A 17,891-nucleotide genomic window follows, 5' to 3' on the forward strand; every position below is an offset into this window, starting at 1 on the left:
AACAGGTGTTACTGGGAATCAGCATATGAAGATAATAGATCTGCCGGAAAATCATCAACAACTCTATTTTATGTGCCTGGAGGACTGGTCCGACGAAATCAAAGAGGCCGGCAATCACAAGGCCATCTGGTACGGCAAGATGAAGGACAAGGGACTGCGGGTAAAACTGGTCCTGGACGACCACGGCGCGGTCGGCGGGATGATACAATACCTGCCGGTGGAACATTCCTGGATTGAAGGCCAAGGCCTTTATTTCATACCCTGCATCTGGGTGCACGGCTACAAGGGCAAAGGCGTGGGCAACCTGCAGAAAAAGGGCATGGGCAAGGCACTGCTTCAGGCCGCGGAAACAGATGCTAAGACGCTGGGCGCCCAGGGCATCGCGGCCTGGGGCGTTCCGCTGCCGTTCTGGATGCGCGCCTCCTGGTTCAAGAAGCAGGGCTATAAACCGGCGGATAAACTGGGATTCCTTGGCCCGGTGCTATTATGGAAACCGTTTACTGACGATGCGCTGGCTCCCAAATGGATTCGGAGAAAGAAGATACCTGAAAATATTCCGGGTAAGGTGGCGGTGACATCATTCATCAACGGCTGGTGTCCGGCCATGAACATGGTGCACGAACGGGCCAAGAAGGCCGCAACCGGATTCGGCGACCGGGTGGCATTCCAAAAGATTGATACATCCGACCGTGATACCTTTCTGGAATGGGGCATAGCCGATGCCCTGTTTATAGACGGCAGGGAGGTGCGCACCGGCCCGCCGCCGTCCTATGACAAAATCCGCAAACTCATCGCCAAAAGGGTGAGGAAATTGACCTGATAAGTTGGCATTCCTCCAGCCGGGTTGTAGAATGTCGATAAATTGGTATGTGTTCCCGGATTAACCCGGATTAAAGAGTAAAAAATAGGGGGGATACCCCCATATATCCGGGGGGATATCCCCAGGGTATCTAATAGATACCCCCTACACTACCAGTAGATACCCCCCTACCTACTACTGGATACCCCGGTACCTACTAATAGATACCCCCATACCTACTGACGGATATCCCCCTACCTACTAATGGATACCCCCGTACCTACTGATAGATATACCCCTACCTACCAATGGATACCCCCTATAGTAGTAACGGATATACCCCTGCCTACTGACGGATACCCCCGGTAGTAGTAACGGATACCCCCCGACCTAGCAGTGGATACCCCCATACCTACTGATGGATATACCCCTACCTACTATGGGATACCCCCTGAGGTAGTAGTGGATACCCACCTACCTGCTACCTGATTTAGAACATTTTGCGACAGACCGTATTCCTTTGCCAAGAAATACGATTTGGGCTAATAACTCTTGGCGCTGCTTATATACTGTGCATTTTGGTAAGTTTACAAGCGGGGATGTTTGTTTTGATGAGAAATGCCGCTTGTTTGTTAATCAGATGCCACTTCTTTTTCAATCAAATACCGGCTCTTATATACTGTGCATTTTGGCAAGTTGACAAGCGGCGCTGGCTGTCTTGATTAGAAATGCCGTCTGTTCGTAGTAAAAATGGCGCTTCATTTGGTTATTTGGGTGAGTGGAAGAGGTCAGGGGGGTGGGGTATCCCCCCCTGCCTACATAAGATATTAATTTATAAGGAGTTACGGAAGAAAAAACAGGTAAAATGGCATGTTTGGGCTATGAGATAGGGTTGGTTTTACCTCCCGACAAAAACTGTCGGGATAAGGGTCTCTAATTCACTAAGTTCACTCCGCTCCGGTAGGTGCTCGTGGTCACGCTGCGCTTAGTTCAAAGAGTCCCTAACCTAACCACCGAACACCTTTGTCCTGGGCGGTTTGGATGGCGGATTCATACCCGGCATGGGCGTGCCTGACTACGCCCATCCCGGGGTCGTTGTTCAGTACTAACGCCAGTTTCTTGCCGGCCAGTTTGCTGCCGTCGGCTACCGTGACCATGCCGGCGTGGATGGAGTATCCGATGCCGACACCGCCGCCGTGATGGACCGAGACCCAGGTGGCGCCGGACGCGGTGTTAATCAATGCGTTTAATATCGGCCAGTCGGCAATGGCGTCTGAGCCGTCTTTCATTCCTTCGGTCTCGCGATTGGGCGAGGCAACCGAGCCGGTATCCAGATGGTCTCTGCCAATCACGATGGGCGCCGACACCTTGCCGGTTCGGACCAGTTTGTTGAATATCTCGCCGGCCTCAGCCCGTTCCCCTTGGCCCAGCCAGCAGATGCGGGCCGGCAGGCCCTGGAACTTGACCTGTTCCTGAGCCATCTTGACCCATTTGACTAATTTCTTGTTCTTCCTGAATTTCTTCATTATGGCCTCGTCGGTGGTGAAGATATCCTTGGGGTCGCCGGAGAGGGCGGCCCAGCGGAACGGGCCCTTGCCCTGGCAGAAGAGCGGACGGATATATGCCGGGACAAAGCCCGGGAAGTCAAAGGCGTTATCCAGGCCGCCCATCTTGGCTTCCTGGCGGATGTTGTTGCCGTAGTCAAAGGTGTGCGCGCCCATCTTCTGCAAATCAAGCATTCCCTTGACGTGGACCACGATGGATTCCACGGCCCGCTTGATGTATTCCTTGGGGTTGGTCTTTCTCAGTTCTTTGGCCTGTTCCAGCGACAGGCCGCTGGGCACGTAGCCGTTCAGGGTGTCGTGGGCCGAGGTCTGGTCGGTCAGCAGATCAGGCACCACGCCGCGACGGGCTAATTCCGGAATAATATCAGCCGCATTGCCGACCAGGCCGATGGAGATGGCTTGTTTGCGTTTCTTGGCTTCCATGGCGATGTCCAGGGCCGTGTCCAGATTCTCGACCAGGATATTGCAGTAACCGGATTTAATCCGGCGTTCGATTCTAGTCGGGTCGATTTCCACGCCCAGGAATACGCCGTCATTCATAGTAACAGCCAGCGGTTGGGCGCCGCCCATTCCGCCTAAGCCGGCTGAGACGACCAGTTTGCCTTTGAGGTCGCTCTGGAAATGCTTTTCCGCGGCCGCGGCAAAGGTTTCGTAGGTGCCTTGCAGAATCCCCTGGGTGCCGATATATATCCAACTGCCGGCCGTCATCTGGCCGTACATTATCAGGCCTTCGGCTTCTAATTTACGGAAGTATTCCCAGTTAGCCCAGGCCGGGACCAGGAGCGAGTTGGCAATCAGGACCCGGGGCGCGAATTCGTGCGTCCTGAACACGGCCACCGGCTTGCCGGATTGGACCAGCATGGTTTCGTCGTCATTGAGATCCTTGAGGGTTTTTACTATAGTATGGAAGCAGTCCCAGTTGCGGCAGGCCTTGCCGGAGCCGCCGTAGACCACCAGGTCTTTGGGGTTTTCGGCCACCTCGGGGTCGAGGTTGTTCATGAGCATGCGCATGGGCGCCTCGGTCTGCCAGGATTTGCAGGTGAGCTTGTCGCCCCGCGGGGCGGAAACGGGAACGTATTCCATATAATATGATGTTACAGGATGTTACATCGCCTTCGGGCGAGGTTACATGAGGTTGCGGTAACTTTTTGCTTGCACTGAGCAAAGCGAATGTGTAACCTCTTGTAACTTTTTGCCCCTCTGGGGTTCTCGTCCCGAGACCCCCGACGGGGTCGAGGGATAACCCCTTGTAACGGTTATTTTAACTTTCCCACTACCTTTTCCACGGCTTCGAGTATCTCGCCGGATTTCACCAGCGCTTTCATGGCGTTGTGGTCGTCGAACAGCGGCCGGTCCACTTCCAGGTGCGCCACGTGTTTGCGGATGATTTCCCGGGCCTTGAGCGAGCCCTTGCCGGGCGTGAATTCTCTGAAATCCAGGGCCTGGGCCGCGGCCATTAATTCGATGCCGATGACGCCGTAGGCATTATCAAGAATCTGGGTGTTTTTCAGGGCGGTGTTCATGCCCATTGATACAAAATCCTCCTGGTCAGCCGCGGCCGGGATGGACATAATGGATGCCGGGGCGCTCAGGATACGCTGCTCGACGATGAGCGAGTCGGCGGTGTATTGCGAGAGCATCAGGCCTGAATAAAATCCCGGTTCGTGGGCCAGGAAGTCGGGCAGTCCCTGGCTCAGGGCCGGGTTGGTCAGCCGGTTTAAGCGGCGCTCGGAGATGACGCAGACCATGGTGACAGCCGCGCCGGCCATATCCATGGGTAGCGCCACCGGCGAGCCCTGGAAGTTGGCGCCGGTCAGGGTCAGTTTCAGTTCCGGAACGAATATCGGGTTGTCGCCCACGCCGTTGAGTTCTATTTCGACCTGGGAGCGGGCGTAGGCAATGGCGTCGCGGGCCGCGCCGCTGACCTGCGGGGTGGAGCGCATCGAGTAGGCGTCCTGGACCTTGGTTTTCATCTTGCCGGTGGTCAGGTCCGAGCCCTCGAACATACGGCGCATGTTATCGGCCGAGTCAACCGCGCCTTTGAATCCGCGCAGTTCGTGGAGTTTGCCGGTGTAGGGTTTCATGTTGCCCAGGAGCGCCTCGATGGTCATGGCAGCGGCGATTTCAGACTGCTTGATTAGACGTTCCATGTCGAAGATGTTCAGGGCCGAGATGGCGGTCAGCAGGTTAGAGCCGTTGATGGCGGCCAGGCCGTCCCGGGCCTGCAGTCCGGGAATCGGGATGCCGGCCTTTTCCATGGCCGTCTTGCCCGGTAATATTTCGCCTTTATAAAATGCCTTGCCTTCACCCATGAGCAGCAGAGCTGCCTGGGCCATCGGGGCCAGGTCGCCGGATGCGCCGACCGAGCCCTTGGCGCAAACGACCGGGGTGACGCCCTTATTGAGCATGGCCACCATGGTTAGCGTAATCTCGGGACGGCAGCCGGAGTTGCCGTGGGCGTGGACGTTGATGCGCCCGGCCAGCGCCGCCCGGACGTGTTCGATGGGCGCCGGCTCGCCGATGCCGGCCGCGTGGTTGTAAACCAGATAACGCTGGAATTCCTTGACCTGTTCGTCGTTGAGCATCTTCTCGGAGAATTCGCCGATGCCGGTGTTGGTGCCGTACATGACCTCTTTTTTGGCGAGTTTGTCTTCGAGCATGGCCCGGCAGACCTTGATACGCTCCAGGGCAACGGGCGCCAGTTCCACTTTCTCATTGTGCCGGGCTATCTTGACCAGGTCTTCAATGGTTAAATGAGAGCCGTCTAATACAACTGCCATCTGGTGCTCACTTTCTTAGAGCCAGTTATCCCGACAGGGAGTTACTGGGTCTTAGATGGCGCCACTGGCGCCATTCATTATCACGGTTTACCCCCACACCAATACTTTGGTGTGGGGGTTACCAAGAGGGTCGTTAATATACCTGTGATAAATAAACTAATCAAGAAAAATAGAGAGAAAATAATGGCCGGGCAGTGACAAGCGGATAAAATAAATATTTTACTTGACATTTTCGTGTAATAGGGATATATTAAATTATATTAAATATCAAAACCGAGAAGAGATACCCCGCCATGCGGCGGGGTCTCCCGATGAGTAATCGGGATAAGTCGCTGTCCCTAACGGGACTCCTGTGGTCGTAACGACCAAAGGTCTAACAGCGACTAATAAGAGTCTGTAACGTCGTGCGGCGCTAAGGCGCCGCCCAACTAACAGTCTCTAAGAGGAGCAAAAAGATGAAGAACACCAGATGGATAGCAGCGGTTGTCGCAATCATAATGGTAAGCAGTTTAGCGGTCAATGCCGAGGAATGGTCGATATACGGGCCGCGGGCCGAGGGCATGGGCGGGGCCGGGGTAGCCACGGCGGACGGCGCCACGGCGCATTACTGGAATCCGGGCGCCACCACCAAGAATGAGAAATCCGGCCTTTATATTACCGGCGGATTGGTAACCTCAGCCGAAGGCGATGTTGTTGCCTCTTTGGATAAGGTTGCCCAAAAGGGCGCCGGGATTGACTGGAACACGGTGATGGGCAAGGTCAACGGCGGAACACCGCTTACCGTGACCGAGGCGCAGCAGGTTATCGGATTCTTTTCCACTGCGGCAACTGAATTAAACCAGCCCGGCCAGGGTTTCCTGGTTAATGGCAGCGGTGGATTATCGTTCGCCGTGGGGAGTTGGACCGTCTTCGGAAATGGATTTATGAATATGAACCTGGACCCGGTGGGCGATGACCAGAACCTGGCTGTCAACTCCGGTCCATCTGCCATTACCAATACGGTCGGTAGCGTTTCTTTAGGTTCTCCGGCCAATAGCACACTGGCATCCAATATTGCTTCACAGTCCTGGTGGATAGCCGGCGCGGGCGATGCAGCGCTCCAGGCAGATAACTTTGTTTATCTGGCTGAGCAGGGCGGCGCCGATACCTCAGACCCGGAAGTTCAGCAGACCATAATGATTATGGCCCAGAACCTGGCCGGCGGCACAGCCACTGTCCAGAATAACGAGACCGGCGTCATTATCAACGGACTTATCGTCAGCGAATTCGGCGCTTCGCATAGCTGGGATTTTGTGGATGTTATCGGTCAGACGTTGTCCGTGGGGGTTAATCTTAAATTGATGCAGGGCCAGACCTACTATCAGGAAATCAAATACAGCGACTTGGAAGGCACCGATAAGCTAATGAATAATGTTAATAGCAAGGAAAACACCAAGTCGTCAACCGCCTTTGGTATTGATGCGGGCGCCTTGGTATCGTTTTCAGACGTTCTCAAGGGCGGTCTGGTTATCAGGAATCTCAACAGTCCTAAATTTTCCTATGCCGGTAGAGGCGATGCGGTATTGGACCCGCAGATAAGGGCGGGTGTGGCCATGAATCTGGGGATGATTACCCTGGCGGCTGATTACGATGTGACCAAGAACAAATCCAGTTTATTAAAGGGTTATGAGTCGCAGATGTTCGGGTTAGGCGCGGAGGTGAGTTTAATCGGGACCCTGAAACTGCGCATGGGCACATACCAGAATATGGCATCGGTGGCTCCCTCAGCGGTAATGACCTATGGCCTGGGGTTCCATCTGCTGTTCCTTGACCTGGACCTGGCCGGAGCGATGGCCAGTAAAAATGTGAAGGTTGAGGATTCCGGCAGTGAAATACCTGCCAGTTTTGGCGGTTCAGCGGCAATAGCGTTGAGGTTCTAAATAAATATTATTAAACAACCCCGTACCTACCTAAAGGATGGGTGCGGGGTTGTTCTATTTATGCGCAGTATTATCATATTTCTGGTTCGGGCTTACCAATACGGTATCTCGCCTTTGCATCCGCCGGTCTGCCGTTTCCAGCCGACCTGTTCGGAGTATTTCATCCAGGCCGTGGACAAGAAGGGGATATTGCTGGGCGTATTTTATGGCTTGCGGCGCCTGTTAAGATGCCATCCTTTAGGCGGCCATGGCTATGACCCGGTGGACCCCAGTTAGAGATAGGTCGTCCCAAAGGGACGATCGTGTTAATGGCGCACAAGATATAAATCTTACAAAACATCCGAATAAAGGTGTTTTATTAAATGTCAAGTTCAGTATCTCTAACGGGGTGGAGTAAATATGGTTTTGGCCGGATGACCCCGACAAAAACTGTCGGGATAAGAACCAGTAAGTCCCCCGAAGGCTTTCGGGGTCCTAACTGGTTCTAATGGTTATTTGTGGATGTTCTGAAGTTCCTTCATGAACTGCCGGGCATCCTTGAATTCCCGATAGACCGAGGCAAATCTGACATAGGCTACGTGGTCCAGCGATTTTAGTTCCTTCATTATCAGTTCGCCGATTTCCTTGGCCGGCACCTCGCGGTCGAATTTGTCGTAGATGGCCCGTTCAATCCGGCTCAGTACCTCTTTTATTTTCTCGGTTGAGACCGGCCTTTTTTCGCAGGCCTTCATCAGACCGGATACGATCTTTTCGTGGTTAAAGGGCTGGCGGGTGCCGTCTTTCTTGACGACTCTTAATGAGGCTTCTTCGCGCTTTTCATAGGTGGTATAACGGCGCTTACAGGCCAGGCATTTCCGCCGGCGCCGAATCACAAAGCCTTCGTCCGAGGAACGTGAATTGATGACCTGGTCGTTGTCTTTCTTGCAAAATGGGCAACGCATAACAATTAAGTAAACGGATTAAGCGGATTAAACGGATGTTTTGATTAACACGCTTTAACCATTTTCACGACTTATAGCAGAAACCCGGATAAATTTCAACTAATTATATTGATAAATTAATAAAATCTGTGTAATCTGTGGCTATGAAAGACGTCATTTGGACGCCATACGGCGACTACCTGGCCAAGAGCAATATCACCCGCTTTATGCAGAAGTATTCCATCAAGGACTACGATGAACTAGTCAGGCGTTCCACGTCGGATATTGAATGGTTTTGGGATGCGGCCCTCAAGGACCTTGGGATGGAGTGGTTTAAGCCATACACCAAGGTGTTGGATGACTCCAAGGGATTTCCCTGGGCCAGGTGGTTCATCAACGGCAAGATGAATATTGTTTACAACTGCATAGATAGGCATATCTCAAATCCCAAAATCGCCTTTGTCTGGGAAGGTGATGATGGCGTAATCCGTAATGTTTCTTATGCCGAGTTGAATAAGATGGTCTGCCAGGCAGCCAATGCTTTGAAGTCATTGGGAATCAGGAAGGGCGATACAGTGGGCATCTATATGCCGATGATACCGGAGATTGTGGCAACTTTTTTCGGATGCCTCAAAATCGGCGCAGTGGTGATTCCGATATTTTCCGGATTCGGTTCAACCGCCCTGTCCACCCGTTTGAGCGATGCCAAGGCCAAGGTGATATTCACCGCGGACGGCGGCCTCAGGCGCGGCAAACAGGTTCTGCTCAAGAAAGAGGTGGATATCGCAGCCAAAGATATACCTTCCCTGAAAAACATCATCGTGGTAAAACGGCTGGGACTCAAAGATACTCCGATGACCAAAGGCCGAGACCGTTTCTGGGATGAGATAGTCGATAAACAGCCGGCCGAATGCCCGACCGAGGCGCTGGAGGCAGAGGATATTTCCATTATTATATATACTTCAGGCACGACCGGCAAGCCCAAGGGCACGGTGCATACGCACGCCGGATGCCTGGCCCAGATGGCCAAGGAACTGGGCTATTATTTTGACGTCAAACCGGATGATATCTTTTTTTGGTTCACGGATATCGGTTGGATGATGGGTCCCTGGGAGATGATTGGGGTGACGTTCTTCGGAGCGACCTTTGTGATTTACGAAGGGGCGCCGGATTTCCCCAAGCCGGACCGGCTCTGGGATATTATCGAGAGGCATAAGATAAATTCACTGGGCATTTCGCCGACCGCCATCAGGTTGCTGATTACCTACGGCGACGAGTGGCTGGCCAAGCATAATCTTTCGTCCCTGCGGATACTCGGTTCAACCGGCGAGCCGTGGGACGGAGAATCGTATATGTGGTTCTTTGAGAAAGTGGGCGGCAAACGATGTCCGATTATAAATATTTCAGGCGGAACGGAGATAGTGGGCTGCTTATTGTCGCCGATGCCGATAACCGAATTGAAACCATGCACCTTGCGCGGTCCGGGCCTGGGTATGGACATAGATGTTTTTGACGATATGGGCCAGCCGATTCGGGGCGGTATCGGGCATCTGGTCTGCAAGAAGCCCGCGCCGTCTATGACCAAGGGATTCCTGAACGACCCGCAGAGGTATCTGGACACCTATTTTTCCAAATGGCCCAATGTTTGGTATCACGGCGACTGGGCCAAGGTGGATGAGGACGGATTTTGGTTCCTATTTGGTCGGAGCGATGATACCATAAAGGTAGCCGGCAAGAGGACCGGACCGGCCGAGATAGAGGCGGCGCTGATAGAACACAATGCAGTGGCCGAGGCCGCGGCCATCGGCGTACCGCACGACATCAAGGGCGAGACCGTGGTTTGTTTTGTGGTGTTGAATCCGGGCGTAGTGCCTTCAGAAGCGCTCCGGGAGGAACTTAAGGCGCAAGTTGTAAAGCATCTCGGGAAAACCCTCAAGCCCGAGGCATTGAAATTTATCAGGGCGCTGCCCAAGACGCGCTCTGCTAAAATCGTCCGGGGCGTGATTAAACGCAAATACCTGGGCGAACCGCTGGGCGATATCTCCTCTGTGGAAAACCAGGATACCATTGAAGAGGTCAGCCGGGCTATTTAATAATTATGGAACCTGACAGTAATGGCAGTATTCTCAGCAGCAGTGTGTTGGTCTTAAACAAATTCTACACGGCCTTGCGGGTGATTTCCGCCCGGCGCGCCTTTGTCTTCCTGGCCAAGGATTTTGCCGAGGTCATCCATAAGAACAACGGCCGGTTTGAGAATTACCGGTTTGACCACTGGATTGAGGAATCCCGCACCAACGGCCGGGAATTTACGGATTATATCCATACGCCGAGCGTGCAGATAATGGTGCCGCGGGTGATACGGCTCCTGGAATACGGGAAACTGCCGCGGCGGGTGCTTAAGTTCAACCGCAAGAATATCATGATGCGCGATAATTACCAGTGTCAGTATTGCGGCAAAAAGCAGGCCTTAAACTCAATGACCATTGACCATGTTGTACCCCGTTCCAGAGGCGGAACGACCGAATGGACCAATGCGGTGACCTGTTGCAGTAAATGCAATACCAAGAAGGGCGGACGTCTGCCCCAAGAGGCTGGGATGAAATTGATTGCCAAGCCGCAGGCGCCTAAATTCAACCAGAGTATTTTCAGGCTGTTCAATGACCGGCGATACGAGCTCTGGAAGGAATTTATTAAGGATTTGTCAGAAATTGGGTAGCCCGGGTTGGGGGAACATCTGGTCGGGCTATACGAAAGGTAAAATATGAAAAATATATTAGTTTATTCTTTGGCGCTGTTGATTGTTTTGGCGGCGGCACTGCGGGGCGGGGCGGAAAATAAAGACGGGCGGGCAGCCGAGTTAATCAAGCGCCTGGATTCCGAAAAGGAATCATTACGGAGTTCCGCGGCCTATGCCCTGGGCGAGATGGGCGCCAAAGAGGCCATTCTGGAATTAAAACGGCTCCTGATAGACAAGGAATGGACCGTGCGCCAAGCCGCGGTTGATGCCTTGAGAAAACTTGAAGCAAATGACCTGGCCGCCGATATAATGCGGCTGTTAAAAGATAAAAGCAGCGATGTGCGCGAGTCAGCGGTGGTGGCGATGGGCGAATTCCGCGCCCGAGAGTCGGTGCCCGCGCTGGTAAAAATCATCAACGATGACGATGATGACATGGTGCGCACAGCGGCCATTTATGCGCTGGGTAAAATGGGCGATAAGGGTGCTATCTCTGATTTGACAGCGCTGGTGAAGAAGAATAACTGGGGTATCCGAGTTTCGGCGGTTTTGGCGCTGGCCGAACTTGATGCGAAGGAATCAATTCCTGATTTGGTAAAAATGCTCAGCGATACGGACAAGGCAATTTGCAGTTATGCGGCGTGTACTCTGGGTTTGCTTGGAGCCAGGGATGAAATGTTGCGTATTAAAGAGGCTGCCAAGGATAAGGATAAGTCCCTGGCGCAGTCAGCGGCTTATGCCTTGATGGAACTCGGCGACAAAGAGTCGATTTCTCTGATGATAAAAGAGGATAGCTGGCGGAATTACGAATTAGTTAAAGATGCGATTGAAAGAGTTGACCCCAAAGAGTCGATTCCTGAATTAGTAAAATTACTGGGAAGCAAGCAGGAGCTAATCCGCGGCTATGCGGCTCTTTTCCTAGGAGAGCTGGGCGCCAAAGAAACAATACCGGAACTGACTAAATTGCTTAAGGATAACGAAAAATATCCGCGTTCGACCGCGGCTATTGCGCTAGCAAAATTAGGACACCGTGAAGTCATTCCGGAACTGGTCAAATTACTCAAACACAAAGACAGGGATCTGAATGTTTCGGCGGCCGTAGCGCTTGGAGAGCTTGACGCCAAGGAGGCCATACCTGACTTAAAGAAGATGCTGAAAGATAATGATGCCTATGTCCGCGGCTGGGTTATTTACCTGCTCGGACGGCTGTGCGGCAGCGAAATGGTTCCGGATCTCAAAAAATGGCTGAATAAAGAAACCGGCTATGTCCGCGGCGTAGTTGTTTCCACTCTGGCTGAGCTTGATGTGAAAGAATCGGCGCCTGATATAATTAAATTATTAAACGACAAGGATCCCGGGGTTTCCCAGAGAGCTGTTTATGCATTGGGCAAATTAGGAGCTAAAGAATCGATTCCTGAATTGATGAAACAATTCAGTGTGGTTACGATGACCCAGGCGGTTATTATTACCCTGGGGGATTTTGGTGTTAAGGAGATAATTCCGGATTTAAAGAGGATGTTGAAAGAAGGCGATGATAACGAACTGCGCCAGGCCGCGTCATATGCGCTCGGTGAAATGGGGGTAAAAGAGGTTACTCCTGAATTGATGAGATTACTCAAGGACGATAAGTGGTTGGTGCGCCGGCTGGTTATAAATTCACTGGGCGGGGCCGGTAACCGTATGCCTTTTGAAGAATCGGTCAGGGCGGTCAGAACGCAGGTTTATGAAGTCCGTAAATCCGCGGCATATGCCCTGGCAAGATTGGGCGACAAGGAGGCCGTGCCGGAATTAATGAAACTTCTTAGATGTGGCAATAAAGAAACCCGCGGCTGGGCGGCGATTGCCTTAATTGAGTTGGGCGAGAAGGACAAGGTGCCAATGGATGTAATCAAGGATATAAAGGCCCTTAGTGGTATGACCAATGCTGACATGAAACGGGCCATAAAAGCCCTGAAAGAATTAAGTGTAGCCAAGGATTAATAACGGATAAAGAAAATTATGAATAAGATGGACTTAACAAGAGATGTTTGTATTGAATGATCATACAGAAGGGGTGCGATAATTTATGGGATTAAGGGGAGATTTATCCACGCTGGCATTAACCGAGGTTTTTCAGTTAATTACTTCTTCAGGCAAGGAAGGTACTTTGGTTGTCTATGACGAGAAAAGCCGTAAGGAGATATATTTTGCCAAGGACGGTATCAGGCTGTTATCAACCGGCGAACGAAAGGGGATGCCCTTAGGCGAGTTACTGGTTAAAAAAAAGATTATCACGCCAACCCAGCTTTCCCAGGCATTGACCACCCAGAAAACAACCGAGATTAAACTCGGCGAGGTGCTTTGCCATCTTGGTTATATCAAGCAGGACGAGCTTGAAAGGATTGTGCATGGTCAGATTGAAAATGAAATCTATGATATTTTCAGATGGTCGAGTGCTAAGTTTGAGTTTATCGAAGGCCCGCCGCCTACAGAGCCGCTGATGTCCGACCAAAATCCTGTTTCCATCCTGACACTGGATGTTAATTCCCTGATTGCTAAAATCAACAAGCGTAATCAGGATTGGGAAAACGTAAAGGATTTATTTAACAATCCGAACTCCATATTTAAATTAACAGAGGATTATGAAGACAAACTGGCGGAGATTCACCTGACCGAGGATGAGAGGTTGGTTTTCCGCGTGGTGAGCGGGTTTAAGACATTACACGACATCGTGGATGAGTCACCACTGGATGCTTTCGAGACCTATAAGGCGGTTCACGGTCTCAAAGAGCGCCAGATTATCAAGGAGATCGGTCCCGAAGAAATCAAGAACTATGCCAAGCAGCTTCTTAAAGAGAAGAAGTTTGAGCAGGCGTTATTTTTCTGCCAGCAAGCGCAGAAGATTAGTCCTTCTGACTGGGTGGTGTTGGAAAATATAGCCGAGATACTGGAGAAGTTGGAACGTCCGACAGAAGCCGGACAGAAATATAAGGAATTAGCCAAACTGCTCGCCGATAAGAATGATATGAACCTGGCCGCGGTGGCTTATAAGAAGGCTCTGGTATACCTGCCGGCAGATGAGGATGTTTACACTCAATTATTTAATTTATGGGTGTTACAAGGCCAGGCATCCGAGGCAGCCGCTGTTGGCAAGGAATTAATAAAAATACATGCCAAATCCAAAAAGATGGGTGATATCCTGTCGCTTTCCCAGAAGATAGCCGGATTGACCAAGGCAGATATTGACTTGAGGGCATATATGGCGGCGGCTTATTTCCAGATGGGCGAGTATAATAAATCCAAGGAGGAAATTGACCAGGCCATAAAAGAAGTGCCTTCCCAGAAAACAAATTTGCTTATCAAGGCGTATGAGAAAATTTTGAGCGTTGAACCGCGGCATTCTGATGCCCGCTATCGGTTGGATGCGCTGCGTAAAATACAATTGGAACAGAGCAGAAAGCGTAAACGATTAATCATTATATCGTCGGTATTTTTAGGGGTTATTCTGGTGGGCGGCATTTTCTCATTGAGAGATTATTTGGCGTATAAGGAATTCTTGCTGGTTAAAAAGGAGGCGGATGAAGTCAAGGCGAAAGGCGAATATGAATCGGCGCTTATTAGATACCGTTCTTTCCCGCATTCTTTTACCATATATACTAAATCAGCGGTACAGAAGGAGATCAACGAGATATTGCTTCTGACACGCAATAAAGAAGATAAAATTACAGCTACTATAGATGCGGGATTGATTCATCTTAGGGAGCTTTATCAGGGCGGCCAGGCAGTGAAGGACAAGAACAATAATTTTGACGAGGCTCTAAAGATCATGAAGGATGTGGAATCCCAGACGATTGAAGTCATGAAAGGCATTAGTAAGAAAGTTTCCTCAATGGGTGGCAGTTCGGATATTGCAGAAAAACAGATTAAAAACTATGAGGAATTCCTGGAAGCAGTCAAAAGAAATATTAACGATACTGAAAAATATCTTAAGCAGGCGAACGATTTATACGCCACAATTCAAGAATTGGATAAGACGGGCCGGTTGGATGAGGCTGCCAAAGCCATCAGGCAGTTGCTTAATAGTTATCCCGGTTCCGGTATTGCCAAATCCGCCCGGGTTCCGGTAAAAATAGAATCCACTCCCTCTGATGCTGAAGTGGCTCTTAACGGCGCCCGGCAGGGCAGAACTCCCTTAAAGATTTACCTGCCGGTCAAGGAGGCGGTTACGATAACGGTATTCAAAAGGGGGTTTGGTAGATATTCCAAAGAAGTTAAATCATATGAGCAATCTTATATGATGATAGCGTTGGAGAAAGCGGCTAAATGGGCTGTGGATACAGGCGCACAACTGGAGACGAGCCCACTTTTAGTCGGCGACACGATTTTCATAACCACCAGAGACGGACACCTCAAGGCGATTGATGAAGAAACCGGTAAGATAAAATGGTCTTTTAGGACGGATAATCCCACCGAGATATACTCGTCACCTATGATAAATAACAGCCAAATTATATTCGGCGCCAACGATAATAGCTTCTATGCGGTGCGCTCAAATGCCGCTGTTAAGATTTACCAGGTGAAAACAAACGGCCCCATCAGGGCTTCCGCTTTCTTTTCTCCCGATGGCAATGTGACCCTTATCGGTAGCGCGGATAAAAACCTTTACGCGATTGGCGGAAACGGCGCGGTTATTTGGAAATATAATGCCAATGCCAAAATAGTAAATGCCGGGATTGTGGATAAGCAGATTGTTTACATCACTTCTGAAGATGGCATGCTTCACGCTATAAATCTGGTTAACGGCGAGAAACTCTGGAATTTATCACTGGGCGGAAAGCTGACTTCGCCGGTCATTAATGAGAATATGCTTTATGTCGGCGGGACTAATAATGCTGTTTATGCCGTTAACCTCTTGACCCGTAAGGTTCACTGGTCTTACCGTATGAAGCAGGAAGTAGTTGCATCATTGAATATAAACGGTAATATTCTTTTTGTTCCCTGCTGTGATGGCACGCTATATGCTCTTGACACAATCTTCCAGAAGCCGGTCTGGCAGTTTGAGACCAAGGCATCTTTAATCGGTGGTGTGGCAATATCCCGGAAGGATGGGATGATGTATTTTGGGAGCGAGGATTCTTATCTTTATGCGATAACGCTTAACGAGGGCCGAGAAGTGTGGAAATACAAAACAAAGAGCAAGGTTCGTTCCACTCCGGCTATTGGCGATAGTATAATTTATGTGGCCAATGACAACGGTTACCTGTCTGCGGTGGAAAAATAGATAAATATTCATTATTCTTGACTCTTAATACGGCTGAAATTATAAAGGTATAAATAACCGTTTAACGAAAGGAGAAAATATGAGGAAACTGAAAGGGAATTGGACTGATATATTTAACGGCTTCTCAGTGGCGTTGGATATCAAGAAGATGTTCGTCGGGTTTATCGGGTTATTTCTGACCATGGTTATTTTGGGGCTTATTCCGGTTCTGGTGGCTGGGTATATTAATCCGTCGATTAAAGACATAAGCGATCCTTGCGAGCTTCATCAGCGCGCAAAAGAAACCATCATGGCCGGAACGCCCTGGAAAGTATATCTTTTCATCGCAGGGATATATCTGCTTATGATTCTGGTCTGGTCTTATCTGGGCGGTATTATCAGCCGGATTGCCGCAGTGAATATCACCAAGGATGAAGGACTCGACTTAAAGAAGGCAATTAGTTTTGTTAACAAGAAGTATATCTCCCTGTTCTCGCCGTTTATCCTGTCCATTCTTGGGTTTTTATTTTTCCTGGTTTGCAACCTGCTGGGCGGATTAGTCGGACGGATTCCCTTTGTCGGCGAATTATTGGTGGCTTTGTTGCTGCCGCTGGCCATAATCTCCGGCTTTATTATGGTCTTTATCTTTATCGGTTATGCCTTCAGCGCCAGGTTCTTCATTTCTACCATTGCGGTGGAGTCATCCGATGCCTTTGATGCGGTCAGCCGCAGCTTCCAGTATCTCTATGCCGAGCCTTGGCACTACATCTGGTATGTCCTGGTGGCTAAGGTCTATGGTATAATTACCACCGCTTTTGTCTGGCTTTTCGGCGGAGCGATGATAGCTGTTTCATTAGCCACGGTTAAATTAGGTATGGGAGTGAAATTACAAGATATCCTTGCTATGACCGGGTTACATAATTGCGGGCAGATACCCGCTTCTGCGCCGATTACTTATAACATTGCGGCATATGTTATAATGGTGTGGTTGGTGCTTATCATCGGCATGCTCCTGGCCTATGTCGTCTCATATTGTTTCTCAGCGCATACCATAATATATTTATTGATGCGCAAGAAGGTTGACGATATTGAGATGACCGAGCTCTATGAGGAAGAACCGGCCGGTGATTTGGCCGCGGTTCCGGAAGCGCCTAAGGCGGATAATCCGGCTACCCCGTCATCGACATAGTTTTAATAGTTTACTTTGATAAGGCAGAGCCCTTTGGCTGGCGCCGTTGGGCCTGCCTTTTTTCTTTCCTGCGAGTTAAGAATTTCCCTGATGCTTTCCGGCTTAATCTTTCCCTGGGCGACTAATAGCAATGTCCCGACAATCGTGCGCACCATATTGTATAAAAATCCGTTGCCTTTGATATCCACATAAACGTATTCGTTCTTTTTGACTATTTTAATGGAATATATCTTCCGGATGCAGTTTTCTTTGGCGGATGATTTGCTGGCAAAGGCCCGGAAATCATGCCGGCCGACCAGATAGCGCGCGGCTTTTTTCATTCTGGCCAGAGAGATTCGGTAGGGCGCAAAATAATAGAAATTTCTGTCTAAGACAGACCGGATAAAGGAGTTTAATATGGTATAGCGGTAGTCTTTGCTTTTGGCATCATACATGGAATTGAATGATTTAGGGACTTCTTTTGCCGCGCGTATTGCGATATCATCAGGCAGATTGGAATTGAGCGCTTTGATGAATTGCTGGGGCGTCATTCGCGAGCGGGTGCGGAAATTGGCTGCCTGTCCTTTGGCGTGGACCCCGCTGTCGGTCCGGCTGGCGCCGTAGAGTGTTATCTTATGACCGGTGATTTTGGTTAAGGCTTCGGTAATCACATCCTGAACCGCCTTGGCGTTCTGCTGAATCTGCCAGCCGCAGTAATTCGTGCCGTCGTACTCTATGGCTAATTTTATATTGCGCAGTTCTGCCAC

At 50.4% G+C, this 17,891-nt stretch carries 12 protein-coding genes; 8 read left to right on the forward strand and 4 right to left on the reverse strand.

The genetic code is table 11. From position 1 onward, the window contains the following. Positions 1 to 25: 25 nt before the first annotated feature. On the forward strand, positions 26 to 820 hold the full coding sequence (locus tag HZA49_05400; protein ID MBI5778873.1) for a hypothetical protein: 795 nt from the start codon (positions 26 to 28) through the stop codon (positions 818 to 820). Positions 821 to 1,800: 980 nt separating this feature from the next. Here HZA49_05400 and hutU read toward each other — a convergent pair. Both hutU and HZA49_05410 read right to left on the reverse strand, forming a co-directional pair. Then, positions 1,801 to 3,447: a urocanate hydratase gene (gene hutU / locus HZA49_05405; GenBank protein ID MBI5778874.1), complete on the reverse strand. Its 1,647-nt coding sequence runs from the start codon at positions 3,445 to 3,447 to the stop codon at positions 1,801 to 1,803. Positions 3,448 to 3,620: 173 nt separating this feature from the next. Beyond that, complete coding sequence (locus HZA49_05410; GenBank protein ID MBI5778875.1) at positions 3,621 to 5,144, reverse strand: aromatic amino acid lyase; 1,524 nt, start codon at positions 5,142 to 5,144, stop codon at positions 3,621 to 3,623. Between the two features lie 455 nt (positions 5,145 to 5,599). Between HZA49_05410 and traF the strand changes: the two genes are divergently transcribed. Then, entirely contained in the window at positions 5,600 to 7,063 is a 1,464-nt protein-coding gene (gene traF / locus HZA49_05415) for a conjugal transfer protein TraF (GenBank protein ID MBI5778876.1), read from the forward strand. 60 nt (positions 7,064 to 7,123) lie between these two features. Next, complete coding sequence (gene yidD, locus HZA49_05420) at positions 7,124 to 7,339, forward strand: membrane protein insertion efficiency factor YidD (GenBank protein ID MBI5778877.1); 216 nt, start codon at positions 7,124 to 7,126, stop codon at positions 7,337 to 7,339. A 215-nt stretch (positions 7,340 to 7,554) separates the two neighbouring features. On the opposite strand, the gene nrdR is transcribed toward yidD, so the two are convergent. Beyond that, positions 7,555 to 8,004, reverse strand: coding sequence for a transcriptional repressor NrdR (gene nrdR, locus HZA49_05425; GenBank protein MBI5778878.1), 450 nt, complete (start codon positions 8,002 to 8,004; stop codon positions 7,555 to 7,557). A 143-nt stretch (positions 8,005 to 8,147) separates the two neighbouring features. On the opposite strand from nrdR, the gene HZA49_05430 reads away from it, so the two are divergent. From HZA49_05430 to HZA49_05450, 5 genes are all read left to right on the forward strand, one after another. Then, on the forward strand, positions 8,148 to 10,076 hold the full coding sequence (locus HZA49_05430) for an acetate--CoA ligase (GenBank protein MBI5778879.1): 1,929 nt from the start codon (positions 8,148 to 8,150) through the stop codon (positions 10,074 to 10,076). Positions 10,077 to 10,081: 5 nt separating this feature from the next. Continuing rightward, complete coding sequence (locus HZA49_05435; protein MBI5778880.1) at positions 10,082 to 10,699, forward strand: HNH endonuclease; 618 nt, start codon at positions 10,082 to 10,084, stop codon at positions 10,697 to 10,699. 45 nt (positions 10,700 to 10,744) lie between these two features. Further along, positions 10,745 to 12,697, forward strand: a complete 1,953-nt coding sequence (locus HZA49_05440; GenBank protein MBI5778881.1) for a HEAT repeat domain-containing protein — start codon at positions 10,745 to 10,747, stop codon at positions 12,695 to 12,697. Positions 12,698 to 12,782: 85 nt separating this feature from the next. After that, positions 12,783 to 15,977, forward strand: coding sequence for a PQQ-binding-like beta-propeller repeat protein (locus HZA49_05445; protein ID MBI5778882.1), 3,195 nt, complete (start codon positions 12,783 to 12,785; stop codon positions 15,975 to 15,977). Between the two features lie 79 nt (positions 15,978 to 16,056). Beyond that, on the forward strand, positions 16,057 to 17,145 hold the full coding sequence (locus tag HZA49_05450; protein MBI5778883.1) for a hypothetical protein: 1,089 nt from the start codon (positions 16,057 to 16,059) through the stop codon (positions 17,143 to 17,145). Between the two features lie 2 nt (positions 17,146 to 17,147). On the opposite strand, the gene truA is transcribed toward HZA49_05450, so the two are convergent. Continuing rightward, positions 17,148 to 17,882, reverse strand: coding sequence for a tRNA pseudouridine(38-40) synthase TruA (truA, locus tag HZA49_05455; GenBank protein ID MBI5778884.1), 735 nt, complete (start codon positions 17,880 to 17,882; stop codon positions 17,148 to 17,150). Between the last annotated feature and the right edge of the window lie 9 nt (positions 17,883 to 17,891).

The organism is Planctomycetota bacterium (genome assembly GCA_016235865.1).
Classification (GTDB): domain Bacteria; phylum Planctomycetota; class MHYJ01; order JACQXL01; family JACQXL01; genus JACRIK01.

What these genes read in the sequence shown, in the direction of transcription:
- HZA49_05400 (MBI5778873.1), top strand. Translation starts at nt 26, where the DNA reads ATGAAGATAATAGATCTGCCGGAAAATCATCAACAACTCTATTTTATG.
- hutU (MBI5778874.1), bottom strand. Translation starts at nt 3,447, where the DNA reads ATGGAATACGTTCCCGTTTCCGCCCCGCGGGGCGACAAGCTCACCTGC.
- HZA49_05410 (MBI5778875.1), bottom strand. Translation starts at nt 5,144, where the DNA reads ATGGCAGTTGTATTAGACGGCTCTCATTTAACCATTGAAGACCTGGTC.
- traF (MBI5778876.1), top strand. Translation starts at nt 5,600, where the DNA reads ATGAAGAACACCAGATGGATAGCAGCGGTTGTCGCAATCATAATGGTA.
- yidD (MBI5778877.1), top strand. Translation starts at nt 7,124, where the DNA reads ATGCGCAGTATTATCATATTTCTGGTTCGGGCTTACCAATACGGTATC.
- nrdR (MBI5778878.1), bottom strand. Translation starts at nt 8,004, where the DNA reads ATGCGTTGCCCATTTTGCAAGAAAGACAACGACCAGGTCATCAATTCA.
- HZA49_05430 (MBI5778879.1), top strand. Translation starts at nt 8,148, where the DNA reads ATGAAAGACGTCATTTGGACGCCATACGGCGACTACCTGGCCAAGAGC.
- HZA49_05435 (MBI5778880.1), top strand. Translation starts at nt 10,082, where the DNA reads ATGGAACCTGACAGTAATGGCAGTATTCTCAGCAGCAGTGTGTTGGTC.
- HZA49_05440 (MBI5778881.1), top strand. Translation starts at nt 10,745, where the DNA reads ATGAAAAATATATTAGTTTATTCTTTGGCGCTGTTGATTGTTTTGGCG.
- HZA49_05445 (MBI5778882.1), top strand. Translation starts at nt 12,783, where the DNA reads ATGGGATTAAGGGGAGATTTATCCACGCTGGCATTAACCGAGGTTTTT.
- HZA49_05450 (MBI5778883.1), top strand. Translation starts at nt 16,057, where the DNA reads ATGAGGAAACTGAAAGGGAATTGGACTGATATATTTAACGGCTTCTCA.